This window comes from Arthrobacter sp. Ms25, assembly GCF_059090365.1.
Window position 1 is genome coordinate 494755 of record NZ_JBNHFP010000003.1, and the last position, 25153, is coordinate 519907.

Genomic DNA, 25153 nt, shown 5'->3' on the forward strand with positions numbered 1-25153 from the left:
CGTCGCCGGCCGGACCCGGAGGCGTCAGCGCCGCGCTCAGTCCCGGTGGGGACGGGCAATGAGCACCGGGCAGTAGGCGTGCGCGGCCACTGCGGTGCTGACTGAGCCGAGCAGCAGTCCCGCAAAACCGCCGCGCCCGCGGTTGCCGACCACCAGCATCTCCGCCCCGCGGCTGGCTTCCATCAGCACCCGTGCGGTCTGACCGGCCACCGCAGACTGGGTGAGATCCTCCGGAATGCCCGCCCCTTCGAAAGCCGCTTCCACCGCCTCGGCCAGACCGCGCTCGGCTTCCACCCGGGGAGACCATTCGGTGGTGGGAAACGGCGTCGCCAGCATCGCCGGATACTCCCACACCGTCATGGCCTCAATACGGCATCCCAGCAGGTCCGCCAGCCGACGGGCCAGGCGCAGTGCCTCCAACGACTCCTCCGAGCCGTCCACGCCAACGACAATCCGCTTCCGGGTTCCCTCAGTCATGGTGTTCCTTCCAGGGCAGTTGGATATGCAGCAGTTTGCGCCCCGGCGGCGAAGAGGGCCAGAGCAGCGGCGATTTGTGCGCCCGCACCGCGGACTTGAGCGGAACGGGCAATCGGGCATAGGGTAATAAGCATGCTTACGTTAGCGTGAGCGACCGCCTTTTACGGCGGCCCTAGCCGGACCGCCCGAATGGACTGACCTACCGAAAGTGGGAACTTCTATGACAAACGGCAACAACTCGGACCAGTACACCTTCCAGAACCCCGTGGACCGCTACCCGTCCATCGCCCCGCCGGTCCAGGACCAGCCCGAGCCGGGCCTGGATAAGGACATGACCCCGCATGTGGACCACGGTGAAGACACCTACCGCGGCACCGGCCGTCTGGAGGGCCGCAAGGCGCTCATCACCGGCGGCGATTCAGGCATCGGCGCGGCCGTCGCCATCGCGTTTGCCCGTGAGGGTGCCGACGTCGCCATTTCCTACCTTCCCGAGGAGGAGCCGGACGCGCAGCACATTGCCGAGGTCATCGAAAAGACCGGACGCAAGGTGGTCAAGCTTCCCGGTGACCTGAAGGACGCCGAGTACTGCCGCCAGGTGGTCGAAGATGCCGTGGCAGGCTTGGGCGGGCTGGACATCCTGGTCAACAACGCCGGCAAGCAGATTGCCGTGGATAACCTCGAGGACCTTTCCGACGAGCAGCTGGACCACACCTTCAAGACGAACATCTACTCGTTCTTCCGGGTGACGAAGGCTGCGCTGAAGCACCTGCCGGCGGGATCGAGCATTATCAACACCACGTCCATCCAGGCCTACGAGCCGTCCCCGAACCTGCTGGACTACGCCAGCACCAAGGCAGCGATCAACAACTTCACCAAGGGCCTGGGTCAGCAGTTGGCACCCAAGGGCATCCGCGTGAACGCCGTGGCGCCGGGTCCGTTCTGGACACCGCTGCAGCCGACCGACGGACAGAACAAGGAAGACCTGCCCGAGTTCGGCCAGAGCACGCCGCTCGGCCGCGCCGGCCAGCCGACCGAACTGGCTCCGGCCTACGTCTTCCTGGCGTCCCCGGAATCCAGCTACGTGATCGGCGAAACCCTGAACGTCAACGGCGGCACCCCTTCCCCGTAACGCCTGCGGTTTTCTCCCCTTAGAGCCGAGGCCCCGCATTCGCGGGGCCTCAGCCGTTTGTTGACCCTGGCCGAAGACGGCTCCGCCCCAACGACCTGCGCTGCGCGTACTTCCCTGCAGTTTGTGAAGATCCCTGCGGTGCGCAGCGTAGGGATCTTCACAAACCGCAGGGATCTTCACCAGCAGGGGAAATCCGTATGCGCATCGGAGCGTTGACCCACCTGAACGGGACCGGATCGAGCCGGGATGGCCGCACCACTCCGGCCGAAATGCGCAGGCCAGGGGGAACCGGTGGAACACTGGGGACATGGATCCCGACCTTCTTGTAACCATTGCCGCAGCCCTGGTGATCGCCGTGGGCCTGATCGGCATTGTGGTGCCCGTGCTGCCGGGCAGCATCCTGATCATCATTGCCCTGCTGGGCTGGGCCCTCGGCGTGGAAAGCGCGCCGGCCTGGTGGGCCTTCGGCATCGGCGCCGTACTCCTGATCGCCGGCATGCTGGCCAGTGCCTTCCTCACCGGACGGCGCCTCAAGGACCGGGAAATCCCGAAGGGCTCCATCGTGGCGGGCGTGGGCGTGGGCATCGTCGGGATGTTCACCATCCCTGCCGTCGGCCTGTTCATCGGGTTCGCCGTCGGACTGCTGCTCAGCGAGTGGCTCCGCAAGCGGGACCTGCCCGCCGCCTGGTCCTCGAGCGTGGCAACGCTGAAGGCGATGGGCCTTGGGATCCTGGCTGAGCTGGCGCTGGCGCTGACGGCAGGAGGTCTCTGGGGCGGGGCCGTCTGGCTGCACTTCACTACCCGGTAAGCCTCCGCCCTGTCACCCCGCCCGGGGAACTAGCTCCCGGCCACAAACCCCGCCAGGTTCCGCAGCTGGTCTGCACGGCAGTCGGGGTTCACGTACATCATGTGCCCGGCTTCGTAGTAGTGGTGCGTGAACCGGGACCGCGCTTCCTCGCTCATGCGCATGTGCGCCCACACGTACTCCGCGGCGAAATGCGGCGTCGCGCCGTCGTAATACCCGTAGTCCACATGCACCCGCAGCGCCGGGTTATGCACCAGCAGCCGCTCCAGGGTGCCGGTGACATCCACGGGCACACCCTCGAAGGTCTTATAGCTCCACGGCTGGACCCGGCCACTGAGGATCTCGTAAGGGAGGTCGTTCTCGTAGCCAAGTTCGGCGCGGACATAGTGGTTGATGGCCGCCGAGTAGGGCCCGTTAATGGCGACCAGGCTGGGATCGTCCCAGTTGATCCAGTCCTGCTGGTGCGCCGGCGCGGAGGTGAAGCGGCCGTCGATCCGCCCCACGGCCAGGTTCTGCTCCCGCAGCAGCTCGGCGGAGAACATGGCGTAGTCCCAGCGCAGGTTGGTGCGGCGGATGAAATCCTCGCTCAAGGTGGTGATGGTGGCGAGGCGGGCGACGACGTCGTCGTACTCCTCCGCGCCCATCCGGGACCCTTGATGCAGGGCCAGCACATAGTCCTGCGCCGCGTAGTCCTCGGCTTCGCGCACGACGTCGGCCAGCTCGCGGCCCGGATGCCGGCCGTGGAAGTGGGCAATCGCCGCGTAGGTGGGCAGGTGCAGCGGATAGGGCGTCTCCCGGCCGGGCGCGAAGTCCAGGGTTGCCAGGTTCAGCACGGTGGAGATCAGCCCCAGTCCGTTGACCGCCAGGCCGTAGGAATCGAACAGCTTCCCGGCCACGGCCACCGCGCGCAGGGTGCCGTAGGACTCGCCCACCAGGTACTTCGGGCTCAGCCAGCGGTTGTTGCGCGTGGTCCAGAGCCGGATCACTTCGGCCACGAGGTCCCGGTCCTCCTCGAACCCGTGGAACTCGGCGGCGTCGTTGCCGTCCACCACCCGGGAGAAACCGGTATTGACCGGATCGATGAGCACCAGGTCCGCGTGTTCGAGCAGGGTCTGCGGGTTGTCCACCAGATCGAACGGGGGAGGGGTCAGCGAACCAGCATCGCCCGAGTCCACCATCCGCGGACCCAGCAGCCCCATGTGCAGCCAGACGGAGGAGGAACCGGGGCCGCCGTTGAACGCGAAGACCACTGGGCGGCGGCGACCGGTTTCCGGCGCGTCCGCGGTGTACGAGACCAGGAAGATCTCGGCCTTCGGCTGGAACCCGTCCGATTTCCCGTCCTTGACCTCTTCCTTGCGGAACACCATCCGCCCGGTGGTGGTGGTGTACTCCAAGCCCGTGGGGAGGGTGTGCCGGCGGACGACGAAGTCGTCGGTGACGCCGGGTGCGCCATTTCCCTCCGAACCGACGACGCCGGAGGAAGGGGAGGCGGAAGGGGTGTCGGGACGTTCCTGGGAGACCATGCTCAGGACACTACCCGGGGTCCTGCCGATTACCCGGAAAGAAAACGGCACGGATTTCCAGTGCGCCGGACAAGTGTCCCGTCCGCTCTTCCGTGGGCCGGGGCACGGGTCTACGTTGGAAACACCGTGACCGGCCGCGTCGCCCCGCAGAGGGAAGCCGTCCCAGGTGCCGGTCCTCAAGGTGCGGAGGAAATGCATGTTTTTCCATAAACAGGAACTCCAGTTCAAAGCCACTCCGGATAACCCGGATGCCGTGTATGCCCGGAAACTGCAGGAGGTCCTGGGCGGCCAGTACGGCGAAATCACCGTTGCGATGCAGTACGAGTTCCAGGCCTGGAACACCCATATTCCGGGCAAGTACCGGGACCTGCTGTACGGTATTGCCGCCGAGGAAATGGGCCACGTGGAAATGCTGGCCATCATGATCGCCCAGCTGCTGGAAAAGGCCCCGCTCGGCATCACCGGCGACGCCGTCCAGTCCGATCCCACCGTGGCCGCGGTGGTGGGCGGCATGGATGTGCAGCACGCCATTGTGGCCGGTGCCGGCGCCCGCCCGGTGGACAGCAACGGTAACCCGTGGACCGGCGGCTATGTGACAGCCAGCGGCAACCTGCTGGCCGATTTCACGTCCAACGCCAACATCGAAATGCAGGGCCGGCTGGCCGTGGCCCGGCTGTACCACATGACCGATGACCACGGGATCCGCGACCTGCTGGCCTTCCTGCTGGCCCGCGACACCATGCACCAGAACCAGTGGACCACTGCGGCACTCGAACTTCAGGCGGAGAACATGGAACAACTCCCGGTCCCGAGCAACTTCCCGCTCAACAAGGAACACCGCGAGGTGTCCTACCAGTACCTGAACTTTTCCGACGGGGAGCATGCATCCGAAGGATCCTGGGCCAAGGGCCCGACACCGGACGGCAAGGGCGAATTCAGTTACCACGACGGTCCGACCACCCGGGCCCCCATGCCTCCGCCCACCCGCCCGGACGCACGATACTACGGCACCACGGACGTGCCGAATCCCGTGGAAAAGGCAGCGGGAGCGGTGCAGGACAAGCTGAACAAGGAATAGCCCCTGCGCACCTCGGAACCGGGCGGAGCAATGCTCCGCCCGGTTTGCGCTGTGCGACCGCTGCCCTCGATTCCCCGCTCGGGCCTGCTCCTGGCTCCAGCAGGTTAGGCGGCAGTACTCGCGGCAGTGTCGCGGCGGGCACCGCCGGAGGTCAGCCCCGGAGCCGGCTTGGCATAGAACAGCGAGGCCAGCAGCGCCACGATGATGACGGCGGCAGGCAGGTAGAGGGACTGGCCCATGGCCTCGGAGTAACCGGCCTTGAGGGCATCGGGCAACGCACCTGCGGCCGGCGCGGTACCGCCGTCGGCCGCTCCGCCGCCCAGGGCCGCCGTCAGCCGGGACTGCATGATGGCGGCAATGGCGCTGCTGCCGATGACCGCACCGAACTGCCGGGTGGTGTTGTAGACACCGGAACCGGCGCCGGCGACGTCGGCCGCCAGGTTGCGGGTGGCGGTCAGGGACACTGACGGCCAGATGCAGGCGTTCGCCAGGCCCATCAGCAGCATCGGCAGCACGAGCTGCCAGTACGGCACTTCCGGGCTGAGGAGGGCGCCGAGCCAGACGAGGGAGCCCGCCATGGCTGCGAAGCCGAACACGGCAATGAACTTGGGATTCCCGCGCTGCACGGTCTTCCCGGCAATCGGTGCCAGGACACCGGACAGGATGGCCATCGGTGCCAGCAGCAGGGCTGCCTGCGTGGGGCTGAGTCCGCGAACGTTCTGCGCAAAGAGGATCAGCGGCAGGGAGAAGGCCGTGACGGCGAAGCCCATGCCGGTGATGGAAATGTTGGCCAGCGAGAAGTTGCGGTCGCGGAAAAGCTTCAGCGGCAGCAGCGGCTCGGCACGGTTCAGGCGCTGCCAGAGCACAAACAGGGCCAGGAGCACAATGCCGGAAATGATCAGCGACCAGACCGAGATGGGTCCGGCGATGGTCCCCCAGTTGTAGCTCTCACCCTCCTGGATGCCGAAGACCAGGGCGAACATGCCGGCGGCGCTGAGCAGCACGCCCAGGTAATCGAACCGGTGCACGGAGGTGGACAGCTTCGGCACCAGGCGGTAGGCGAGGATGAAGCCGACTACGCCCACCGGGACGTTGATGAAGAAGATCCATTCCCAGCCCAGTCCGTCCACCAGGACACCGCCGAGGATTGGACCCACCAGGGTGGCGACGCCGGCCGTGGCGCCCCAGAGGCCCAGCGCGGTGCCGCGCTTGTCCGGCGGGAAGATCCGGGTAATCACGGACATGGTCTGCGGAGTCATTAGCGCAGCGCCGAGGCCCTGGGCCACCCGGGCGAGGATCAGTGCGTCCACGCTGTGCGCGAAGCCGCACCAGAGGCTGGAGAGGGTGAAGACCACCAGCCCGATCAGGTAGACCCGGCGCGGGCCGAACCGGTCGCCCAGCCTGCCGGTGATCAGGAGGGGCACGGCGTAGGCCAGCAGATAGGCGCTGATGACCCAGATCACCTGGTCCAGGCTGGCACCCAGGTCCGTCATGATGGCCGGGGTGGCGATATTGACGATCGTGGAGTCCACCAGAATCATGAAGAATCCGATGACCAAGGACCAGAGGGCCGGCCAGGGTTTAAGGTCCGGCGTGGAAGTGTTCAAGATGCGTTGCTGCCGTTCGGTCTAGGAAGCGGGGGAGGGCGGAAAAGAGCCGAAGTCCATTGTGGACCTACTTCCGTGCACCGCAAACCCCGGAACGGCTCCGCGGTGTGATCATCCCTGACTCGCCGATCCCGGTGCAGCTCCCGGTGCCCGCAGCGGGCGTACGATGCCTGCATCCGGATGCGGGCCCACGTCTGTTCCACATCATTGTCTGTTTCAAAATCGCCGTCTGTTTCAAAATCACCGTCCGTCTCAAAACACTGGAGTTTTAGATGAGCACCAACGCCGCGTCCGCCATGCCTTCTTCCGGACGGATGAGCCGGGAGGAACGGAAGGTCCTCGCCGGAACCCTGGTCGGCACCACCATCGAGTGGTACGACTTCTTCATTTACGCCCAGGCTGCGGGACTGGTGCTGGCCACCCTGTACTTCGGTCCCATCAACGACGGCCCGCTGGGCCAGGTGGTCTCCTTCGCAACCATCGGCATAAGCTTCCTGTTCCGCCCACTCGGCGCCGTGGTCGCCGGGCATCTGGGGGACCGGATCGGCCGGAAGAAGATGCTGGTTTTCACGCTGATCATGATGGGAGCCTCCACCGCACTGATTGGCCTGGTGCCTACCTACGCCTCCATCGGCGTCGCCGCCCCGATCCTGCTGATTGTGCTGCGGATCCTGCAGGGCTTCTCGGCCGGCGGGGAATGGGGCGGCGCGGCCCTGCTGTCGGTGGAGCATGCTCCCGTGAACAAGCGCGGACTGTTTGGCGCGTACCCGCAGATCGGCGTGCCCATCGGCATGATCCTGGCAACGTTCGTCATGTACGTGCTCAGCACCAGCCTGAGCGAGGAGCAGTTCCTGGCTTGGGGCTGGCGGATTCCCTTCCTGCTCTCCGTGGTGCTGATTGCGGTGGGCTACTTCATCCGCCGTTCCGTCGCCGAAAGCCCCATCTTCAAGGAGATCCAGGAGCGGAAGAGGGAATCCTCCGCGCCGCTGGGCCAGCTCTTCCGACACAACAGCCGCGAGGTGATCCTCAGTGCGTTGATCTTTGTTGCGAACAACGCTGCCGGGTACCTGGTCATTGCCTTCTTCGCCTCCTATGCCACGGGCAAGCCGGACGCGGGCGGGCTGGGCATGGACCGACCCTCGGTGCTCCTGGCCACCACGCTGGGATCCTTCGGCTGGCTGATCTTCACGCTCTACGGCGGAATCCTTTCCGACCGGATCGGCCGGATCCGCACCTTCCAGATCGGCTACGCCTGGGTGTTCCTGTGGTCGGTTCCGATGTTCCTGCTGATCGACACCACCAACATCGTGCTGTTCGCGGTGTCGATTTTCGTCCTGACCATCGGGCTGGGCCTGTCCTACGGTCCGCAGTCGGCCATGTATGCCGAGATGTTCCCGGCCCGGGTGCGGTACTCGGGCGTCTCCATCGGGTACGCTCTCGGGGCCATCCTGGGCGGGGCCTTCGCCCCGACCATTGCGCAGGCGCTCCTGAACGAGACCGGCTGGTCGCCGTCCATCGGGATCTACATCATGGTGCTGTGCGTGGTGTCTTTCGCGGCCGTGACCATGGTGAAGGAAACCCGCGGCAACGACCTGCATGTGGAAGCCGCTCCGAGGCAGCGGTCGCGGCACTAGCGGCTCAGGGTTCCATGGTGCCGCGTCAGAGCCATTTGTTGCGCTTGAAGGTCACGTACAGGATGACGCCCATCCCGAACATTGCGACGATCGCCAGCGGATATCCGAACTCCCACCCCAGCTCGGGCATGTGCTCAAAGTTCATGCCGTAGATGGTGCCGACCAGGGTTGGGGCGAAGAGAATCGCAGCCCAGGAGGAGATCCGTTTGACCTGTTCGTTCTGTTCAATGCTGGTTTCCGCCAGGCGGTTGGACGCGAGTGTGGAGGACAGGGTGAGCGCGTTGTCCAGGATGGCGCGGTAGGCGTTGGCCCGGTCGATCAGGCGCAGGACGTGGTCCAGCACGTCCCCGAGGTTATCGTGCAGCTCCGCCGGAATGCTGTATCGGTCTGCCTGCTGGCGTAAGTCGTCCACGACGTTTTCCAAGGGGCTGATGGCGCGCTGGAACTGGATGACTTCGCGGGAGAGTTCGTAGATGCGGCGCGACACCTCGGCGTCGCCGCCGAACAGCTGGTCCTCAATCTCGTCGATGTCGTTTTCCAGCCCGGCTGCGACAGGCGCGTACTCATCCACCACCTGATCCAGCACGGCGTACAGCACCGCCTGCGGTCCCAACCGCAGCAGGTCGGGATCCTGTTCCAGCCGCTTGCGGACGCGGGCCAGGTCCGGGGATTCGGCGTGCCGGACGGTCACTACGAAGTTGGGGCCCACAAACAGGTGCAGCTCGCCGAACTCCACGCGTTCGACGTCGTCAAGGTAGCGGGCGGGCCGTAGGACGAGGAACAGCTGGTCGCCGTACTGCTCCAGCTTGGAGCGCTGGTGGCCGGCCAGGGCGTCTTCGACAATGAGCAGGTTCAGGCCGAACTCCTCCGCCACGGCAAGCAGCTCCACCTCGTCCGGACGGTACAGCCCGATCCACGCCATGCCTCCGGAGCTGCGGGTCAGTTCGAACGTTTCATCGAGGCTGTCCGGATCATGCACGCGCTTGCCGTCCACATACACCGCGTTGTCGACCAATGTCATGGACAGTCCCCTAGCGTCTAAAGCGAAAAACCCGTCAGCGGCCGGGCGCCGTGCGGCGGCCACTGTCCATTATCCCTGCCTGCCGCTCCAAAGGCCGCCGGTTGCCTCGGCCCCCCGCCGGCGAGGTGCCCGGCTGCCTGCCGGGGGCCCGCAGGGCGCGCAGGGCGTTGAGGATGGCGGCCAGGTCCACGAGTTCCTGGGTCAGTGCGCCCGCCACGGCGGGAATGAACCCGAACGCGGCGGTCAGCATCAGGGCCACACTGAGGGCGATGCCCAGCCAGATGCTGCTCAGCGCCACCTGCATGGTCCGGCGGCCGATCTGGACGGCGTCGGCCACCTTGGCAATGTCATCGGCGACCAGCACGACGTCGGCCGATTCGCTCGCTGCGGTGGAACCGCGGGCGCCCATAGCGATGCCGACGTCGGCCACCGCCAGTACCGGGGCGTCATTGACGCCGTCGCCGACCATGAACACCGGACGCGGTGAGAGCGTGCGGACGGCGTCGACTTTATCCGCGGGGAGCAGCCCCGCCCGGACATCCGTGATGCCCAAGCCGGCAGCCACGGCATCAGCGGTAGCCTGCCCGTCGCCGGTGAGCATTACGGTGCGGCCGATGCCCAGCGCCGCCAGCCGGTCCAGGGTAGCCGCGGCGTCCGCCCGGACGGCGTCGCTCATGATCAACGTTCCCGCGAAGCGTCCGTCGATTCCGACGTAGACGACCATTTGACCCGGTTCCAAGGTCGCGGGCACGGTGTCCCCGGCGAATTCGGCGACAAAGCGTTCCTTGCCTACCCGCACCGTCTGTCCGCCCAGCACGGCCTCTACGCCGTTGGTCGCCACTTCCTGCGCAGCCTCGGAGGGCAGCAGGGTGAGTCCGCGGGCCGTTGCCGCCTGCAGCACCGCGGAAGCCAGCACATGGGAGGAATACTGTTCAGCCGACGCCGCCAGGCCGAGCACCTGCTCTGCGCTGAACCCGGGCTGCGGCCGGACGTCCACCAGTTCGGGGTGCCCGTGCGTGAGGGTTCCGGTTTTGTCGAAGGCAGCCGTTCCGGCCTTGGACAGCTGCTCCAGGACGGCCCCGCCCTTGACAATGATCCCGTTCCGGGCCGAGCGGCTCATGCCGCCCATGAACGCCACCGGCGCGGCGATCAGCAGCGGGCAGGGGGTGGCCAGGACCAGGACCTCGGCAAAGCGGACCGGATCTCCGCTCAACGCCCAGGCCAGGCCGGCGATGAGCAGCGACACGACGGTGAAGGGCACGGCGAAACGGTCGGCCAGACGCACCACGGGGGCCTTCGAATCCGCGGCCTCCGCCACCAGGGCGACAATGCGCTGGTACTGGCTGTCCGCCGTCGTCGCGGTGGCCCGCAGGATGACGGCGCGGGTGCCGTTCACGGAACCGCTCATCACCACGTCCCCGGCCTGCCTGCCCACGGGAAGGGATTCCCCGGTGAGGGAGGATTCGTCGAACTCGGCGGCGGGGGACACCAGCTCTCCGTCCACGGGGACCACCTCGGCGGGCCGGATCAGCAGCAGGTCGCCGGGGACGACGTCGGTGGCCGGGATGTCCGCGGCGCTGCGCCGGGTATCGCCGTCGGGGAAGCGGTGGGCGCGTTGGGGAGCCCGTTCCAGCAGGGCGTCCAACTCGCTGCGGGCACGCCCGGCGGCGTAGTCCTCCAAGGCTTCGCCGCCGGAAAGCATCAGGACGATGATCAGCGCGGCCAGGTACTCGCCGACGGCGACCGTGGCCACTATCGCGATGACGGCCAGGACGTCCAGCCCCCAGTCTCCGGCCCGGAGGGTCCGGACCATCTCCGCGGCGGTCTTCACCGCTACGGCACCGGCATACAGGCTGGCCGTCCAGGCTGCGGCAGTGCCTGCGCCGGTCCAGAGGAGAAGGAGGACCGCCGCAATGGCAAGCAGGGTGGCGGCCACCAACGGATACCGGCGAACCGCCCGACGAACCGAAGTAAAACTGGCCATGCCATTAGTTGTAGGCCTGTCCGCGTGCTGTTTCCAGCAAGCGAAAGCTCACCTAACCTCCGGCCCCGGTTTCACGCCCCTAGCGGAGTGCTGCTTCGATCCGCCGGGCCGCCTCGGCCAGGCGCACTCCCATGGCATCTTCGTCCTTGCCGGAACCGAAATACACCACCGACACTGCGGCGGGCAGCTGTCCGGGGGCCGTGACGGGGGCGGCGACGGCGGAAACACCTTCGATGACCTCGTTATGGCTGACCGCATAACCGCGCTCGCGTGCTGCCCGGCTTTCGGTACGGTATTTCTGCCCGGGAGCCAGCCGGTCCCACTGGTCCTCCGTCAGGGCGGACTGGATGGCGATGCCGGGGGCGCCGGCGGTGAAGGAGTGCCGGGTGCCGGGCCGCTGGATCAGGGCGGTGCGGCTGTGGGCGGGTTCCACGGTCACCAGGGTCACGCAGTTCTGCCGGTCCCAGACCGCAACGAAGGCCGTCATGGACAGTTCGTTGGCCAGTGCGCTGAGCTCGGGCAGGGCCGCTGTCTGCAGGTCCCGCGACACGCCCCGTGCCAGCGCCGCGAGGCCGGGTGCGGCCGAGACCTTCCCGGCGTCGTCGCGCATCACCAGGGAGTGCGCTTCCAACGTCCGCAGGATCCGGTAAGCAATGGAACGGTGCACCCCGAGCCCTTCGGAGAGCTCGGCAATGCTGAGGGGATTCTCCGCGTCAGCGAGGAGTTCCAGTGCCCGGATGCCGCGGGAGAGGGTCTGGGACTGGGAACCGGCACCGGTGGGGTCAGGGGGTGTCATGGGCCCATCGTACGGCGGGTGCGTTTCCGGTCCGCTTCCGGTCCGCTTCGGTGCCGCTACACGCCCCGGCGGCGGCTGAGCAGCCCGGACATCAGCAGCAGCAAACCGCCGGCCAGCGGCCATAGGACGTACATGCTCAGCAGGGCACCGAAGGCCGCGACCACAAGGATGCCCAGCATGGTGGAGCAGACCAGGATCATTCCGAGCACAATCCGGACCTGTCCAGGGTGCGGGGGAGGTATGGGCGGAAGCCATGCAGGACGCTCATCTGTCCAGCTCATGCGAGCCATCTTAGGACCGTCCGCCGTCAATGGCACCGGCTCGCGGCTTGTTTTCTGCTGCGGGACTTCAACGGCCCTTCACGGACCCCGGACGCCGTGAAAGGATGGCGAAACCGTGCCGCCGACTTTGAGGGAACCTGCCGCCATGAACCAGAGCGATCTCCTTGTTGATGCCTTCGGGCGGTTGCCCGGCGCTGTCCAGCGGGCCGTGAAGAATCTGGATGCTGACGCGCTGAACCATCGGCCCTATCCGCAGGGAAACTCCGTTTCATGGCTGATTTGGCACCTGAGCCGCGTGGAGGACCACCAGGTTGCCGAAGTGGCCAGGCAGGAGCAGGCCTGGACCGCCGGCGGGTGGGCGGAACGAGTGGGGCTGCCGCTTGCCGTGGAGGACACCGGCTACGGGCATACCCCGGAGCAGGTGGGACTGGTACAGGTGCACTCCGCGGAGTTGCTGCTGGGCTATTACGACGACGTGCACTCCCGGACCGTGGCCTTCGTCTCGGGACTGTCCTCCGAAGACCTGGACTCGATTGTGGACCGGGCCTGGGATCCGCCCGTAACGCTGGGTGTCCGGCTGGTGAGCACTTTGGCGGACTGCCTCGAACACGTGGGGCAGGCGGCCTATGTCAGGGGAATGGTGCTGGCGGGACGTTCGTAGGCCGGGTTTGTAGGCGCCGTCGGGCCGCCGCGGGCCGCGGCGGAGGGTCAGTTCAGCGAGGCGAGCAGTTTCTCGCAGGCATTCAGGCAGCGGCGGCAGGCTTCCGCGCAGATCCGGCAGTGCTGGTGCATGGAGGCGTGCTGCTGGCATTCCTCGGCACATGCTGCGCAGGCCGCGATGCAGGCGTGCAGCAGGCTGGGGGTGGCCGGACCGGTGGTGCCGGTCCGGGACAGTACTGCGGACGTAGCTGCGCAGACCTCGGCACAGTCCAGGTCGGTGCGGATACAGCTGACCAGGTCACCCACCATCTTTTCGCCCAGGCAGGCGTCCGCGCAGGCGTTGCAGACGGACGAGCATTCGGTGCAGGCCTGGAGGCATTCGGTAAGGAGACGGAGGTTCGAGGTGCGGGGGCCAGCGGGATGGTTTTCGAGCATTTCGGTGATCAGGGCCATGGCATTCTCCTTATTCCGGTGTGCTTTCTGCTGACCGCTCGTCCACGGGCGAGCCGGGCCGGTTCCTCGACGGTAGCGAGGGTCCCAAGCCATTCCTAGGGTGCCCCGGGTTTGGTGCCGGCCCGAGCACGTGTTTAGAATCGGTGTAGCCTAGCGGGGTCGGCTGTCCGGCCGATTCGGACCGTAGTGCGGACCGGGTACGACGCCGCAGGGTGCAGTTTCGGGGCTTTAGCTCAGTTGGTAGAGCGTTTCGTTCGCAATGAAAAGGTCAGGGGTTCGATTCCCCTAAGCTCCACGATTCGAAGGGGTCTGTTTCCTTGTAAGTGAGGAAGCGGACCCCTTCGTGCGTTGTCGGGGTTTAAGTGCGCGCCCATGCGCCGCGCCCATGCAGGTGTGGCGCGGCCGCAAGGCCAGCCCCTTACTCTTCTGCAGCCGCCTTCTCAGTGGGCAGTGAACCGCGACAGACAATCAACGGACACTCCTAGATCAATCATTCCGCAGGGCTAAGATGCGCGCGTTCTCCGCCGTGGTCAAAGATGCTCAGAATCTCCACCGGTCCATCGTGTGCAGCAACATGGTGCGGGACCATGGTTGAGAACTCCGCAGCCTGCCCCTCGTGCACCAGGATGGTGCGGTCCCCGAGCATCAGTCTGACGGTTCCAGACAATACGGTGAACCACTCGCGACCTGGGTGCACGCTAGGGTCGATGCCGGCCATGGAGCGTTCGGCTGTGATGCGCATCTTGGCCACTGTGGTGCCGTTCACCGAGTGCTCGCGTGAGAGCAGCCAGCTGGTCAGCCCTTGCTGGTGTTCGGGTTCGGGGCGGATGACAACGTCCTCATCCGATGCGGGCTCGACCAGCTGATCAAGCGTGGTCCCCAGCGCCTTGGCTAGGGGTACCAGCTGGTCGAGGGCAATCCTTCGATGTCCTGTTTCAATGCGGCTCAGCGTGGAGGGACTTACGAAGCAGCGAGCGGCAAGCGCGTCCAGCGACCAGCCCTTGGCCAGTCGCAAGCCCTTGATGCGTTGGCGGATAATGGTATCCATGGAAAGTTCTTGCGTCATACGCAAGAGCGTATGCCATCAGCGCACCATGTGGTTACGCTCGATCCATGACTACTGATCATGCACAGGAACATCACCACAGTCACCGGCAGGGCCGGCACCTCGAGCACCAGCAGCCGGCCCTGGCCGAAACACTGGACCTCGATGCCCTGCTGCTACGCGAGCACCTGCAGGAGATCTTCGACTGGACGGCCAAACACCAGCCGGCTCCGGCCACCATTGCAGATCTGGGCGCGGGAACGGGCACCGGAACCCTCGGCCTGACGCGAACCTTTCCCCATGCCAGCGTCGTGGCCGTTGACCAGTCGGAGTTCATGCTCGCTCACCTCGCTTCGGCGATTGAGAAACACCAGCTGTCGAACCGGGTTTCCACCCTTCACGTGGACCTCGATGCCACGTGGCCCGAACTTGCCGACATCGACCTGTTTTGGGCGGCATCCTCAATGCACCACATGAGCGACCCTGCCAACATCTTGAGCCAGATCAGCAAGACACTGTCACCGGACGGCCTGCTGGTGGTCGTGGAAATGGATGCTCTGCCGCGCCACCTGCCCGATGACCTGGGCTTCGGCACCCCCGGGCTTGAACAGCGCCTCCACGAGGCGGTGACGCTTGCTGGCTGGAACGCGCACCCGGAGTGGGCCCCAGCCATCCGGAAAGCTGGAATGGAGATCGCCGAACAGCGCACCTTTGCTTATGACACGGATGAAAACCGGGAACTCATCGCACACAACGCCCAGACGTTCCTCGCCAGGATGCGCACCAGCCTGAAAGAGACCCTGTCGGCGGAGGACCTCGCCACTATCGACCAATTGCTTGATCCCCAAAGCCCGCGGTCCCTGACCAGACGCACGGATCTGTCGATGCGCGGGAGCCGCACCGTGTGGGCTGCACGTCCGGGACGCTGAGCTCCCTCGCACTGCAAGGCCCCGGCGGGGCTTGCCTGGACGACTTGGCGTGCACACGGATGCGCTTGCCCCGAAGCCCGAGCAAGCTGCGGAAATCTACCCCGCCGACACCAGCCCGCCCCGGCCGGAATCACATTCGGGAGGCAAGAAGCCCCTCCAGAGCCCCAGCAGCAAGATCATCACATCAAACTATCGTCGGCACAAAGCGCGGCGAACAACTCGACTTGGGAGCACAATCCATGGAAATACGGACACAGAACTACGACGTCGCAATCATTGGTGGCGGGGCCGCTGGGCTCAGCGCCGCACAGGCGCTGGGAAGGTCACGGCGTTCGGTTGTTGTCATCGACGCAGGTGAACCACGCAACGCGCCAGCGGCTGCCATGCACAACTTCCTCTCGCGCGACGGGATGAACCCACTGGAACTGCTCAAGGAAGGGCGCGCTGAACTCGTCAGATACGGCGTCGAGGTGATCAACACCATCGCATTGGACAGCCGCCGCAGTGACTCCGGCTTCACCATCAGCCTTGGCAACGGCACGGAAGTCTCGGCACGGCGCCTGATCCTTGCTACCGGGGTGAAGGACCAGTTGCCCAACATTCCCGGTCTTGCCGAACGTTGGGGCAATGACGTGCTGCACTGTCCGTACTGCCACGGATGGGAGGTGAAAGACCTGCGTCTCGGCATCCTCGACAGCGCCATGGCGATGCACCAGGCGCCGATGTTCACCCAGTGGTCCAAGCATGTCACCCTGTTCAAGGACCCAAACAAGGTGCTTGCTGCCGAGGAACTGGAACGGTTGGAAGCACTGGGTGTGGAAGTCGTGGAAGCGGAGGTTACCGTTGTGCTCGGCGAGGAGGGCTCTGTGAGCGGCGTTGAACTCAGCGACGGAACGCAACGTGAGATCGACGCGTTGGTCATTATGCCGAACTTCGACGTAGATGTTTCCTGCGTGAAATCTCTTGGCCTGGTGACGCAGGAGCACATCTCGGGCATCGGTCGGCACATACCCGTCGATGATGGTGGGCAGACTGAGGTGCCGGGGCTCTGGCTTGCAGGAAATGTCGCCAACCCCATGGCCCAGGTCATCATGGCCGCCGCCGACGGGTTCGGCACGGGCTTGAGGGTGAACGGCGACCTCATGCAGGAAGAGTTTGCCCACAAAGTGGACGAGTTGCGCATGAAAAATGCAGCGGTCCAGGGCGCCGGTTAGCAACAGCAATCCAGCTACGACAGTTCCCCGAAATCGCGTGGGATCAGCGAGCCTCCGAGGTCAATGGCCGGGAAGGCGAGTTAGGGACGGCGTCTTTCCCTCCTGCCCTTATTTGCCGGGGCGGATTCCCAAGGGGATCCACCTGTTCAAAGGACAGCGAAACCACTAGCGTGTGGCGAACCGCGCGGTCGACGGCGCCGGTCCTTTCTGAACAGGCAGGTCCTTATGAGAGTTCTTGTCACTGGTTCCGCGGACGGCTTAGGGCACTATGCTGCCGACTCGCTGCTGTCCGATGGGCACGACGTAGTGGTGCATGCCCGCAACCGGGACCGTGCCGCGGCCTTGGAATCGTTGGTCCGCCGCGGCGCCGGAATCGTCGTGGGAGATTTCTCCGATCCGGACGCCGTGCGGCGCATCGCAGCGGAGCTGAATAGCCAGGAGCCTCTCGATTCGGTGATCCACAACGCCGGCGTGTACAGCGGCCCTGACGTAATGCCCGTCAACGTCGTCGCACCGTATCTGCTGAGCGTGCTGCTCCATGGTCCACGGCGGCACGTGTACCTGAGCAGCGGGTCGCACTTCGGCGGGCATCCCGTCCTAAACGGAGTGGATTGGGCTGGTGCCGGCTCCTATTCGGACAGCAAGCTCTTTGTCACCACCCTGTCCGCCGCCCTCTCGCGCCTCCGCCCCGACGTGCTGAGCAATGCCGTGGATCCGGGCTGGGTGCCTACCCGAATGGGTGGACCAAGCGCTCCGGATGATGTGGATCTCGGCCATCAGACCCAGGAATGGCTGGCGGTCAGCGAGGAGCCCGAGGCACTGACCACCGGCGGCTACTGGTACCACAGGCAACGCCGGCAACCCCACCGCTCAGTCCATGACACCGCTTTCCAAGACCAACTCCTACTGGCCCTCGCAGAGGAAACCGGTGCCGTGCCGGGCGCAGTATAGGCCGGAGGTGTTAGACACAACACGCCTCCGGTCAGCGGGCGCCCGCACGAGTGCCTAGGCTGGAAGCATGAAAGTCACCGGCATCATGCGTCCAACGGAAACCCGGGAATTGGAAGCCGAGGGGGAGAGCTTCCTCGAAGCCCGGGAGGCACTCCAGGCCCAGGTCCCGGAAGGCTGGCAATTGATTATGGTGACAACTCATCCGTAAGTGCTGAATTAGCGGTACCGGAAGTCCCGAATACAATTCTTTAGTGATACCGCGGGTCCCTTTTATATGGAAATGGGCCGATAAATCCGCGGAATGACACGGAAATTTCGGCTCCCTCCGGCTTGTCAATAGCAGGCCAAAGAAACCGTGCCTGAAATGTGGAATTAATTGGTGACATAACCCCGGGTGCGTGTCATGATTTGGCAATGCCGACCCGTGAAGAAATAGAAGCAGCACGCACTCCAGCAGGTGGTTTCACCAAACAACAGCTCGAACTCTGGGGTATCTCCTGGCCACCCCCGCGCGGCTGGCGCCTCCGGCTCGAAGAAGAAGCCGAAAAGGCTGCGTCGACTGAAAGTCAGGACCGTATCGGCGCGCTCTAAAAAGCCTGCAGGCTACACTTCCCGCATGACCGTCACCTTCCGCAGGATGGCCCCCACTGATGCCGGCGCCGTCACGGCCTTTCTGGCCGACAACCGGTTCCCGTTCCACGTGAATCCGGTGCCCGGTGAGCACCAGGCAAGTAGGCGGGTGGCGGAAGGCCATTTCTGGAGCGGGGAATCCCAGGGGTACTGGGTGCAGCACGGCGGCGAAGACATTGGGCTGGCAGTTCTGGAGGGGTTGCAGGATGACAACCTGGACTTCGATATCCGCCTGGCGGAAAGCCGGCGCGGAAGGGGACTGGGCGTGGACGTGGTCCGGGCCCTGTGCCGGCTGGTATTCACCGAACTACCCGGGGTGATCCGGTTCGAAGGCCAAACACGCGAAGACAACATCGCTATGCGCAAAACGTTCCTGCAGGCCGGGTTCATCAAGGAAGCGCACTACCGGCAGGCGTGGCCGACGGCGGATGGTTCCCGGGTTGCCTCCGTGGCCTATGCGATACTTCGCTCGGACTGGGAAAACAATACAGTGACCCCCTTGGAATTCGACGACCTGCTCCTGGACGCCTAGGACCGAAAGAGAAGAGAGCCACTTGGGAACCACGGATGCTGCCATTTCCGTCCGGGGACTTACTAAACACTTCGGCCGTACCACGGCCGTGGACAATCTGTCCTTCGACGTGGAGCCGGGAAGTGTTTTCGCCTTCCTGGGGGCCAACGGTGCAGGGAAGTCCACCACCATCTCCTGCCTGACCACGGTTCTGCCGTTCGACGGCGGCACCGTCGAGGTCGCGGGGCACGACGTGCGCGGCAGCGGCAGCGGTGTCCGTGAAGCCATTGGCGTGGTGTTTCAGGATTCGCTGCTGGATCCCATCCTCACCGGCAGGGAAAACCTGCAAACCAGGGCACGGTTCTACTCACCCGACAAGGCAGCGAATGATGCCCGCATCGGGGAGCTAAGCCGGATGGTGGGACTGGGGGACTTCCTCGACCGCCGCTATTCCACCTATTCCGGCGGAGAACGACGCCGGGTGGATATCGCCCGCGCGCTGCTGCACTCGCCGTCGATCCTCTTCCTGGACGAACCCACTGCCGGCCTGGACCCCGCCAGCCGTGCCCTCGTCTGGTCCACCATCCACGACCTGCGGGAGAACCACGGCCTCACTGTTTTCCTGACCACCCATTACATGGAGGAAACCGAGGAAGCGGACCGGGTCTGCGTGATTGAGAAGGGGCAGATCATCGCCGACGGCACGCCCACCACGCTGCGCGCCGAATACAGCAGCAGCATTCTCTCCATCACTTCCGCCGATCCGCAGGCATTGGTGTCCCTCGCCGGGGAGGCCGGGGCCGACGTCGTGGATTCGGAGGAAAACGTGCTGCGGTTGAGGGTGGACCGGTCCGACACGGCCCGCCGCCTCCTCATGGCGCACGGCGACAGCGTGCTGGACTTCGAATTCCGCCACGGGACCATGGATGACGTCTTCCTGGCCCTGACCGGACGACGGCAGGGGGAAGCAGCTTGAACGTTGTCCTGGATATCACCGGACGGAACCTTCGCCTGTACTTCCGGGACCGGTTGAACCTGTTCTTTTCCCTCCTCGGGGCGCTGGTCCTGTTTCTGCTCTACACCCTGTTCCTGGGCAACCAGCAGACCGAAGGATTGGCGGAAATGTTTCCGCAGGCCACCGAGGAGGACGTCAAGGGGCTGGTCGACGCGTGGATGTTTGCCGGAATCGTAGGCATCACCGCCATCACCACAGGGCTCGCTGCCGTGAACGTGATCGTCGACGACTCCGCCACCGGGCGCTTCCGGGACTTCCTGGTTTCCCCGATTAGCCGCGGGCAGCTGGTCCTGGGGTATCTGCTCTCCACTGTCACGGTAGCGCTGATCATGACCACCGTGGTGTTGGCTATAAGCCTCGGATATCTGGCCGCTGTGGACGGGGTGGTGCTCACGCTGGGGCAGCTGGCACGCACCTACGGTTACCTGGTGCTTAGCTGTCTCGCTTTCGGGTCGCTCAGCGCCTTCATCGTCACCTTCGTCCGCACCCCGGGTTCTTTCGCGGCACTGTCCACGCTGGTAGGCACCATCCTCGGCTTCGCTGCGGGGTCCTACATTCCGGTGGGGGCTTTTCCCGAGGGAGTGAAGAACTTTGTCAGTGCGCTGCCCTTTATGCAGGCCTCCATGGTGGTGCGCCAGGAAATGACCGCCGGTCCCATGGGCGCCGTGACGGACCAGCCCGAAGCCGTGGCCGAGGTGCAGGACATCTTCGGTATTACTGCCTCGGTGGGGGACTGGTCAGTGCCCGCCGGCTATGTCGTGTTTGTCCTGGTTGCCATGATCGTGGTTTTCGTCCTGCTGGCGGCGCTGAGGATCCGTTCCCGGATCCGCTGAGCTTCTTTTACGCCGCGCCCACCGCTGCGTTCCGCACTTTAGGCAGAAAATGGTGTGCTCGCGGGGTGGACGCGTCCTGCGGCGAGGGCCATCCCTATAGGTTCTCGGCTGTCTCCGGGCCTGCATCGATGCGCAAACCCAGATTGTCCAGCCCCGAGCGGATCATCGCGCCATACCCCTCCCTGCCCAGCACTCCCGCGGCAGCCAGTCCCAGATCAAGCTGTTCGCGTGCAGCGTCCTGCCTCCCCAGGCGCAGGTATCCATCACCCAGGTTGAGGTGTAGCGATGGAAGGAACCCTACGGCTGAGGGGATGCCTAGCGGCGCCAAGTCCTCGTCTCGGACACCGGCGTGTTCCGCCAATGCGGCCTCGTCCCAGGCGACTTCCGCTGCCGGATCGGTTTCGGTGTCGGCTAAGTAATGCGCCAGGACGCAACGGTGAGCATGTTCCCCAGGAATGGTGTCCTCCCAGCACCCCAGGAGACGGCGCCTGCCCTCGCTTCGGTCTCCGCTGAGGGCCACCCCCACAGCATCCGTAATTTCCTCCCACGATGTCATGCGGGAATCCTAACCGATGCAGATTAGGACGTTTCCGGGGAGGCGGATCCGGGGAACGGACCCCGAGCGAAGGGTAGATCAGAATGGGGCAGTCTCCTGTGAGGATTTGTCCTCCGGCTGCATCGGTTCCCGGCCTGGCGCCCCGGGGGAACGCTGTGCCGTCACTAGTTCCAGGAACGGTTCAGTGCGGTAGGTCCGTCCGGTAGGTGAGGTCCATTCGATGACCCCGGGTTCGGGTTGGCAGGCTTTCCAGTAGCCAAGGGTCTTGAACCGGTGGTGCCTTCGGCACAAATGTTCAAGGTTTCCGTGGTCCGTGGGTCCGCCTTTGGCCCAGTCGGTGGTGTGGTCGATTTCCGTCAGTGCGGTGCTGACCCGGCAGCCGGGGAACCGACAGGTTCCGTCCCTCGCGCGCAGCCAGCGGGCCAATCCTGCCGGAACTTTCCGCCGCCGACCGACACCGAGGATTTCTCCGGTGTCCGGGTCCCGGGCCAGTCCGGTCCAGTGAAGGGCGTTGCGCGCCAGCCGCCGTGCTGCCTCTGCACTGATGGGTCCGTAGCCGTGCAGTTCTGCGGGCTGTTCGTCCGCGCCGAAGAGGGTCTCGGCGTTGATCAGGACCATGATCTCAGCCCGCGGCAGGACACCGAGGCCATCCTCACGGTCAGGGTCACCGTTTGTCGGAATGTCTGGCCCGCCGGGTTCTCCGTGGAAATCGTGCCCGTCGCCTGCGCCGGTTCGTTTTGTCCTACCGTTGCCGCCGGTGGCTCCAGCCGTACCGGTGTAAGCGTCCGTTCCGCCGGTGCCGGCAGCGCCGGCGGGACCGGTCCCGGTCCGGCCGCTCCCAATCCTGTTCCTGCCGGCCGTACTGCCGGTTCCACCCGCCCCGCCGGGCCGGCGTGATCCGAGGCCGCCCATCAGCAGCTGGGTCAGGATGTCCGCGCGCAGCTGGTCCCGGGTCCGCGGGTCCCCGTCGGCTTGCTCACCCTGGGCAGCAGTACTCAAGGCCGTATAGATCTGCTGCGCTTCGGCCGCCCGGAGGTGGGCAGCCAGCCAGGACATACCGTCCTCATCCCGGTCCAGGACCACCCGGCGCTTCTCGAAAGCACTCGAATGCCGTTCCGGGACGGTCTCCGGATACCGGTTCTCCCGCAGATGCCGGGCCTTGGCAGAGAACTGGCCCCGGGTCTTCCCCACCGCAGCCGTGAGCAGGTCAGCCTCGAACCCGGGCAGCACATCGGCAGGAAGATTCTGGGTCTGGTCCAGCACCACCTGCGCATGCCCGTAGCTCAACTGTCCCTGTTCGAGCCGGGCCAGCGTGGCGGTGTGCGTGTCGCAGAGCCTGCCGGCTTCGGACATCAAACCCTGCGCGGTGGTCTGCGGAACGTTCAGGATGGTCGCGCATTCGCAGGACGCCAGGCTGAAGGCCATGCCCGGGTCCACAGCGAGCACGGTGCCGTCCTCGGTCTGGAGGCTCTCCCGGAAGAGTTCCTCCATCCGGTGCATCAGCCGGACCTGCTGGGCCTGGGCCCAGCGGAGCAGATGCGCCACCCGGGCCAGGGCATCACCGGTGGTGTCTTCGTCGAAGGCTTCCAGGTTCTGCAGGGCCAGCACCCCGGTAAAACCGTCCGGGTAGCCGGATCCAGGCCCGGCAGGTGAGGCGCCAGCGGCGGCATCCCCGGCAACCAGTTCCGCCCGGTACACCGACAAAGTGCACGCGGCACGTGCCGCTTCGGTGTCGCCAGCAGCACCATCCGCCTGCCGGCCTTTGCCCGTCTGATCTTGGGTTATCCGTCCGTTGTTCCCGTCCTGATCCATGCTTAAGGATTTCATCCGGCACTGACATTTCCGGCCCAATATCAGGCTCGAACGGCCCCTCCGGAAAACCCGAAATACCCGTCTTTCGAACCAAACTACCTACCTGAAATCTGCACGCTGCAGCTCGGACACTAAGCCTCGGAAACGGGCGTTCCCGGCAGCGCCGATGGCCGCCGGCCGTAGCCAGAGCCAGCCCCCGAGGGCTAAGGACGTCAGTCCACTCCGGCAGCGGCCACCTCATAGATGATTTCGAGCCCGTCCTCGTCATCCCACTGCTCGCCGTTAGCCGCGAACCCGTACTGCTCCACTAAACGCCGGGAAGCGGAATTGTCAGGACTGATGGTGGCACGGACGGTACGAATGGACGACTCACGGGCGGCCACCGCAAGCAACGCCTCCAGCGCGGCCCGGGCATAACCCCGGCGACGGTATGCAGGGTCCACCGAGTACCCCACTTCCACCATCCCGGCTTCATCCGGAGGCCCGTGAAACCCGGCCAGACCCACGGCCCGTCCCAACCCGGGATCAAAGATGGCCCGTGTAATCCACACCGCGTCACCCGGATGCTCCCGCAGCTGCTCGCTCCTTATCCGCCACAGCGATTGCCGGTCCCGCGAAAAATGCTCGGTGAGCTCCAGAGGCGCCTGCTGGTTGGCTGAGGGCAGATTCCCGGTGGCAAGTGCATCAATCACTCCGCGGGGAAGCTGGATCAACTGAATCTGTACCGTTGCCACTGCAGGCTCCTTTGCCATTTCCGGCATCGCCAAACACCGGGGTACCGACCCTAACCCGCTCCCGGCCGGACGTGAAGGACGCAGCGAGGGGAAGAACAGGTGGGCGCCCGTCCGGAAAAGACCGGTGCCCTCGCGGAGTACGACGACGGCGCGCCACAGGCAAGAGCTTCACACCGGGTGCCGATCTGGACGGACGAAACGTCACCGTCGAAGTTATCGTGAGGAAGCCGGGGTACCGGGACCGTTTCACGGGTTCCGACCTCGGCCTGAAGATCCATGCCAAAGTAGTCGATGTTCCAAACGTGGCCTGGAACGAACCCGGAACCTGGTCGCCGCTGGTACAGGGAAATACGCTGCGGGCAGAGGTGTGGGAAAGCGGCGCTGCCCTGGCATACCAGTGGAACCGGGGAGGCCAGCCGATCGCCGGTGCTAGAGGGACGACTTACAAGCTCGTGGCCGCCGACTACGGCCACCGGATGAGCGTGACGGTCACGGGAACAATGGCGGGATACCCTGCAGCATCGGCGACGTCTGACGAGACGGAAAAGGTCGGACGGGAAAAGCTGTACCCCACGGAATTGCCGGAGACCACGGGCTTCGACTGGCGGGGCCTGTTTGTAGTCAGCGGAATCGCCAAGGCATCCAACGGCGTGTGGAACACGGAACCCACGGGATATGCGTATCAGTGGCTCAGCAACGGCAAGCCCATTGCCGGTGCCACCCGGCCCACCTACCAGATAAGCGAACAGGTGTTCGGGACGTCCCTCTCGCTGCGGATCACTGCCACCAAGGCCGACCACGAAACCTATGTCGCCACGACGCTGGGACGGCCGGTGGACAGGATCTCCGCACCACCCGTCTTCGGCCAGCCGACGCCGGTCGAGGGACCGTTCGCGGATGTGCCGACCGGCATGCAGTTCTCCGACGACATCAGATGGATGGCCCTGGAGGGAATTTCGCTTGGCTGGGCCGACAATACCTACCGACCCCTCGACGTCGTTGCACGCGACGCCATGTCGGCATTTATGTACCGGCTTGCAGACCGTCCCTCCTTCGCCGCCCCCGCAACGTCACCGTTCAAGGATGTAGCGGTGAGGCAGCAGTTCTTTACCGAGATGTCTTGGCTGTCGAAGACCGGTGTGTCCACTGGCTGGCCGGACGGCACCTTCCGTCCCCTCACAGCAGTGAACCGCGATGCAATGGCGGCCTTCCTGTACCGTCTTGCCGGGTCTCCGGCCTTCACCCCGCCAAAGGTGTCCCCCTTCGCCGACGTCAGTACCTCCAACCAGTTCTATAAGGAGATCTCGTGGCTAGCCGCCCGGGAAATTTCTACTGGGTGGGTCCAGCCCGGCGGCGCCCGGCTGTTCAAGCCTTATGAGCCGGTACGGCGCGACGCGATGGCAGCCTTCATGCATAGGTTCGATCAGAAGGGCTACAAACTGCCGGGTTCCCTGTGAAACCCGGGAGCTCACGGG

At 65.2% G+C, this 25153-nt stretch carries 26 protein-coding genes and 1 tRNA gene; 15 read left to right on the forward strand and 12 right to left on the reverse strand.

Annotated elements, in window-relative coordinates:
- Positions 1–36: 36 nt before the first annotated feature.
- Complete coding sequence (locus AC5RT8_RS10535; RefSeq protein ID WP_494095652.1) at positions 37–477, reverse strand: universal stress protein; 441 nt, start codon at positions 475–477, stop codon at positions 37–39.
- A gap of 220 nt (positions 478–697) precedes the next feature.
- Here AC5RT8_RS10535 and AC5RT8_RS10540 point away from each other — a divergent pair, with 220 nt between their 5' ends.
- Both AC5RT8_RS10540 and AC5RT8_RS10545 read left to right on the forward strand, forming a co-directional pair.
- Positions 698–1606, forward strand: coding sequence for an SDR family oxidoreductase (locus tag AC5RT8_RS10540; protein ID WP_494095653.1), 909 nt, complete (start codon positions 698–700; stop codon positions 1604–1606).
- Between the two features lie 307 nt (positions 1607–1913).
- Entirely contained in the window at positions 1914–2414 is a 501-nt protein-coding gene (locus AC5RT8_RS10545; protein ID WP_494095654.1) for a DUF456 domain-containing protein, read from the forward strand.
- A 29-nt stretch (positions 2415–2443) separates the two neighbouring features.
- Here AC5RT8_RS10545 and AC5RT8_RS10550 read toward each other — a convergent pair whose 3' ends face one another.
- A complete protein-coding gene (locus tag AC5RT8_RS10550; protein ID WP_494095655.1) occupies positions 2444–3934 on the reverse strand; it encodes a S10 family peptidase in 1491 nt (496 codons plus the stop codon).
- Positions 3935–4130: 196 nt separating this feature from the next.
- On the opposite strand from AC5RT8_RS10550, the gene AC5RT8_RS10555 reads away from it, so the two are divergent.
- A complete protein-coding gene (locus tag AC5RT8_RS10555) occupies positions 4131–5012 on the forward strand; it encodes a manganese catalase (protein WP_494095656.1) in 882 nt (293 codons plus the stop codon).
- 104 nt (positions 5013–5116) lie between these two features.
- On the opposite strand, the gene AC5RT8_RS10560 is transcribed toward AC5RT8_RS10555, so the two are convergent.
- Positions 5117–6619: a DHA2 family efflux MFS transporter permease subunit gene (locus tag AC5RT8_RS10560; RefSeq protein ID WP_494095657.1), complete on the reverse strand. Its 1503-nt coding sequence runs from the start codon at positions 6617–6619 to the stop codon at positions 5117–5119.
- 272 nt (positions 6620–6891) lie between these two features.
- Here AC5RT8_RS10560 and AC5RT8_RS10565 point away from each other — a divergent pair, with 272 nt between their 5' ends.
- On the forward strand, positions 6892–8253 hold the full coding sequence (locus tag AC5RT8_RS10565; RefSeq protein WP_494095658.1) for an MFS transporter: 1362 nt from the start codon (positions 6892–6894) through the stop codon (positions 8251–8253).
- 25 nt (positions 8254–8278) lie between these two features.
- On the opposite strand, the gene AC5RT8_RS10570 is transcribed toward AC5RT8_RS10565, so the two are convergent.
- The 4 genes from AC5RT8_RS10570 to AC5RT8_RS10585 form a co-directional block, all read right to left on the reverse strand.
- Positions 8279–9274, reverse strand: a complete 996-nt coding sequence (locus AC5RT8_RS10570; RefSeq protein WP_494095659.1) for a magnesium and cobalt transport protein CorA — start codon at positions 9272–9274, stop codon at positions 8279–8281.
- Positions 9275–9308: 34 nt separating this feature from the next.
- Positions 9309–11258 carry a heavy metal translocating P-type ATPase gene (locus AC5RT8_RS10575; protein ID WP_494095660.1) on the reverse strand — a complete coding sequence of 650 codons (1950 nt, stop codon included), beginning with the start codon at positions 11256–11258 and terminating at the stop codon, positions 9309–9311.
- A gap of 79 nt (positions 11259–11337) precedes the next feature.
- Positions 11338–12054 carry an IclR family transcriptional regulator gene (locus tag AC5RT8_RS10580; protein WP_494095661.1) on the reverse strand — a complete coding sequence of 239 codons (717 nt, stop codon included), beginning with the start codon at positions 12052–12054 and terminating at the stop codon, positions 11338–11340.
- 56 nt (positions 12055–12110) lie between these two features.
- Positions 12111–12335 carry a hypothetical protein gene (locus AC5RT8_RS10585; RefSeq protein ID WP_494095662.1) on the reverse strand — a complete coding sequence of 75 codons (225 nt, stop codon included), beginning with the start codon at positions 12333–12335 and terminating at the stop codon, positions 12111–12113.
- A 145-nt stretch (positions 12336–12480) separates the two neighbouring features.
- Here AC5RT8_RS10585 and AC5RT8_RS10590 point away from each other — a divergent pair, with 145 nt between their 5' ends.
- Positions 12481–12996, forward strand: a complete 516-nt coding sequence (locus tag AC5RT8_RS10590; RefSeq protein ID WP_494095663.1) for a mycothiol transferase — start codon at positions 12481–12483, stop codon at positions 12994–12996.
- Between the two features lie 47 nt (positions 12997–13043).
- On the opposite strand, the gene AC5RT8_RS10595 is transcribed toward AC5RT8_RS10590, so the two are convergent.
- Positions 13044–13448, reverse strand: a complete 405-nt coding sequence (locus AC5RT8_RS10595; RefSeq protein ID WP_494095664.1) for a four-helix bundle copper-binding protein — start codon at positions 13446–13448, stop codon at positions 13044–13046.
- Positions 13449–13670: 222 nt separating this feature from the next.
- On the opposite strand from AC5RT8_RS10595, the gene AC5RT8_RS10600 reads away from it, so the two are divergent.
- Positions 13671–13743, forward strand: a tRNA-Ala gene (locus tag AC5RT8_RS10600).
- 195 nt (positions 13744–13938) lie between these two features.
- Here the strand turns inward: AC5RT8_RS10600 and AC5RT8_RS10605 are convergent.
- Positions 13939–14514, reverse strand: a complete 576-nt coding sequence (locus AC5RT8_RS10605; RefSeq protein WP_494095665.1) for a helix-turn-helix domain-containing protein — start codon at positions 14512–14514, stop codon at positions 13939–13941.
- 47 nt (positions 14515–14561) lie between these two features.
- On the opposite strand from AC5RT8_RS10605, the gene AC5RT8_RS10610 reads away from it, so the two are divergent.
- The 8 genes from AC5RT8_RS10610 (at position 14562) to AC5RT8_RS10645 (ending at position 20576) form a co-directional block, all read left to right on the forward strand.
- Positions 14562–15422 carry a class I SAM-dependent methyltransferase gene (locus AC5RT8_RS10610; protein WP_494095666.1) on the forward strand — a complete coding sequence of 287 codons (861 nt, stop codon included), beginning with the start codon at positions 14562–14564 and terminating at the stop codon, positions 15420–15422.
- A gap of 239 nt (positions 15423–15661) precedes the next feature.
- Complete coding sequence (locus AC5RT8_RS10615; protein ID WP_494095667.1) at positions 15662–16636, forward strand: NAD(P)/FAD-dependent oxidoreductase; 975 nt, start codon at positions 15662–15664, stop codon at positions 16634–16636.
- Positions 16637–16861: 225 nt separating this feature from the next.
- Entirely contained in the window at positions 16862–17587 is a 726-nt protein-coding gene (locus AC5RT8_RS10620) for an SDR family NAD(P)-dependent oxidoreductase (protein ID WP_494095668.1), read from the forward strand.
- A 67-nt stretch (positions 17588–17654) separates the two neighbouring features.
- Positions 17655–17795, forward strand: coding sequence for a hypothetical protein (locus tag AC5RT8_RS10625; protein WP_494095669.1), 141 nt, complete (start codon positions 17655–17657; stop codon positions 17793–17795).
- A 206-nt stretch (positions 17796–18001) separates the two neighbouring features.
- The gene (locus AC5RT8_RS10630; RefSeq protein ID WP_494095670.1) at positions 18002–18178 is read left to right on the forward strand and encodes a hypothetical protein; all 177 of its coding nucleotides are present in this window, start codon (positions 18002–18004) and stop codon (positions 18176–18178) included.
- A gap of 25 nt (positions 18179–18203) precedes the next feature.
- Positions 18204–18749 carry a GNAT family N-acetyltransferase gene (locus AC5RT8_RS10635; RefSeq protein ID WP_494095671.1) on the forward strand — a complete coding sequence of 182 codons (546 nt, stop codon included), beginning with the start codon at positions 18204–18206 and terminating at the stop codon, positions 18747–18749.
- A gap of 22 nt (positions 18750–18771) precedes the next feature.
- The gene (locus AC5RT8_RS10640) at positions 18772–19704 is read left to right on the forward strand and encodes an ABC transporter ATP-binding protein (protein ID WP_494095672.1); all 933 of its coding nucleotides are present in this window, start codon (positions 18772–18774) and stop codon (positions 19702–19704) included.
- Entirely contained in the window at positions 19701–20576 is an 876-nt protein-coding gene (locus tag AC5RT8_RS10645) for an ABC transporter permease (protein ID WP_494095673.1), read from the forward strand. Before AC5RT8_RS10640 ends, AC5RT8_RS10645 begins: the two co-directional genes overlap by 4 nt.
- Before the next feature lie 94 nt (positions 20577–20670).
- Here AC5RT8_RS10645 and AC5RT8_RS10650 read toward each other — a convergent pair whose 3' ends face one another.
- The 3 genes from AC5RT8_RS10650 to AC5RT8_RS10660 all read right to left on the reverse strand — a co-directional run bounded on the left by AC5RT8_RS10650 (position 20671) and on the right by AC5RT8_RS10660 (position 23678).
- The gene (locus AC5RT8_RS10650; protein ID WP_494095674.1) at positions 20671–21132 is read right to left on the reverse strand and encodes a hypothetical protein; all 462 of its coding nucleotides are present in this window, start codon (positions 21130–21132) and stop codon (positions 20671–20673) included.
- Positions 21133–21210: 78 nt separating this feature from the next.
- Positions 21211–22944, reverse strand: coding sequence for an HNH endonuclease signature motif containing protein (locus AC5RT8_RS10655; protein WP_494095675.1), 1734 nt, complete (start codon positions 22942–22944; stop codon positions 21211–21213).
- A 212-nt stretch (positions 22945–23156) separates the two neighbouring features.
- Positions 23157–23678: a GNAT family N-acetyltransferase gene (locus tag AC5RT8_RS10660; RefSeq protein ID WP_494095676.1), complete on the reverse strand. Its 522-nt coding sequence runs from the start codon at positions 23676–23678 to the stop codon at positions 23157–23159.
- A 218-nt stretch (positions 23679–23896) separates the two neighbouring features.
- Between AC5RT8_RS10660 and AC5RT8_RS10665 the strand changes: the two genes are divergently transcribed.
- Entirely contained in the window at positions 23897–25135 is a 1239-nt protein-coding gene (locus AC5RT8_RS10665; protein ID WP_494095677.1) for an S-layer homology domain-containing protein, read from the forward strand.
- The last annotated feature ends 18 nt before the right edge of the window (positions 25136–25153 follow it).

What these genes read in the sequence shown, in the direction of transcription:
- AC5RT8_RS10535 (WP_494095652.1), bottom strand. Translation starts at nt 477, where the DNA reads ATGACTGAGGGAACCCGGAAGCGGATTGTCGTTGGCGTGGACGGCTCG.
- AC5RT8_RS10540 (WP_494095653.1), top strand. Translation starts at nt 698, where the DNA reads ATGACAAACGGCAACAACTCGGACCAGTACACCTTCCAGAACCCCGTG.
- AC5RT8_RS10545 (WP_494095654.1), top strand. Translation starts at nt 1,914, where the DNA reads ATGGATCCCGACCTTCTTGTAACCATTGCCGCAGCCCTGGTGATCGCC.
- AC5RT8_RS10550 (WP_494095655.1), bottom strand. Translation starts at nt 3,934, where the DNA reads ATGGTCTCCCAGGAACGTCCCGACACCCCTTCCGCCTCCCCTTCCTCC.
- AC5RT8_RS10555 (WP_494095656.1), top strand. Translation starts at nt 4,131, where the DNA reads ATGTTTTTCCATAAACAGGAACTCCAGTTCAAAGCCACTCCGGATAAC.
- AC5RT8_RS10565 (WP_494095658.1), top strand. Translation starts at nt 6,892, where the DNA reads ATGAGCACCAACGCCGCGTCCGCCATGCCTTCTTCCGGACGGATGAGC.
- AC5RT8_RS10570 (WP_494095659.1), bottom strand. Translation starts at nt 9,274, where the DNA reads ATGACATTGGTCGACAACGCGGTGTATGTGGACGGCAAGCGCGTGCAT.
- AC5RT8_RS10575 (WP_494095660.1), bottom strand. Translation starts at nt 11,258, where the DNA reads ATGGCCAGTTTTACTTCGGTTCGTCGGGCGGTTCGCCGGTATCCGTTG.
- AC5RT8_RS10580 (WP_494095661.1), bottom strand. Translation starts at nt 12,054, where the DNA reads ATGACACCCCCTGACCCCACCGGTGCCGGTTCCCAGTCCCAGACCCTC.
- AC5RT8_RS10585 (WP_494095662.1), bottom strand. Translation starts at nt 12,335, where the DNA reads ATGAGCTGGACAGATGAGCGTCCTGCATGGCTTCCGCCCATACCTCCC.
- AC5RT8_RS10590 (WP_494095663.1), top strand. Translation starts at nt 12,481, where the DNA reads ATGAACCAGAGCGATCTCCTTGTTGATGCCTTCGGGCGGTTGCCCGGC.
- AC5RT8_RS10595 (WP_494095664.1), bottom strand. Translation starts at nt 13,448, where the DNA reads ATGGCCCTGATCACCGAAATGCTCGAAAACCATCCCGCTGGCCCCCGC.
- AC5RT8_RS10605 (WP_494095665.1), bottom strand. Translation starts at nt 14,514, where the DNA reads ATGACGCAAGAACTTTCCATGGATACCATTATCCGCCAACGCATCAAG.
- AC5RT8_RS10610 (WP_494095666.1), top strand. Translation starts at nt 14,562, where the DNA reads ATGACTACTGATCATGCACAGGAACATCACCACAGTCACCGGCAGGGC.
- AC5RT8_RS10615 (WP_494095667.1), top strand. Translation starts at nt 15,662, where the DNA reads ATGGAAATACGGACACAGAACTACGACGTCGCAATCATTGGTGGCGGG.
- AC5RT8_RS10620 (WP_494095668.1), top strand. Translation starts at nt 16,862, where the DNA reads ATGAGAGTTCTTGTCACTGGTTCCGCGGACGGCTTAGGGCACTATGCT.
- AC5RT8_RS10625 (WP_494095669.1), top strand. Translation starts at nt 17,655, where the DNA reads ATGAAAGTCACCGGCATCATGCGTCCAACGGAAACCCGGGAATTGGAA.
- AC5RT8_RS10630 (WP_494095670.1), top strand. Translation starts at nt 18,002, where the DNA reads ATGCCGACCCGTGAAGAAATAGAAGCAGCACGCACTCCAGCAGGTGGT.
- AC5RT8_RS10635 (WP_494095671.1), top strand. Translation starts at nt 18,204, where the DNA reads ATGACCGTCACCTTCCGCAGGATGGCCCCCACTGATGCCGGCGCCGTC.
- AC5RT8_RS10650 (WP_494095674.1), bottom strand. Translation starts at nt 21,132, where the DNA reads ATGACATCGTGGGAGGAAATTACGGATGCTGTGGGGGTGGCCCTCAGC.
- AC5RT8_RS10655 (WP_494095675.1), bottom strand. Translation starts at nt 22,944, where the DNA reads ATGGATCAGGACGGGAACAACGGACGGATAACCCAAGATCAGACGGGC.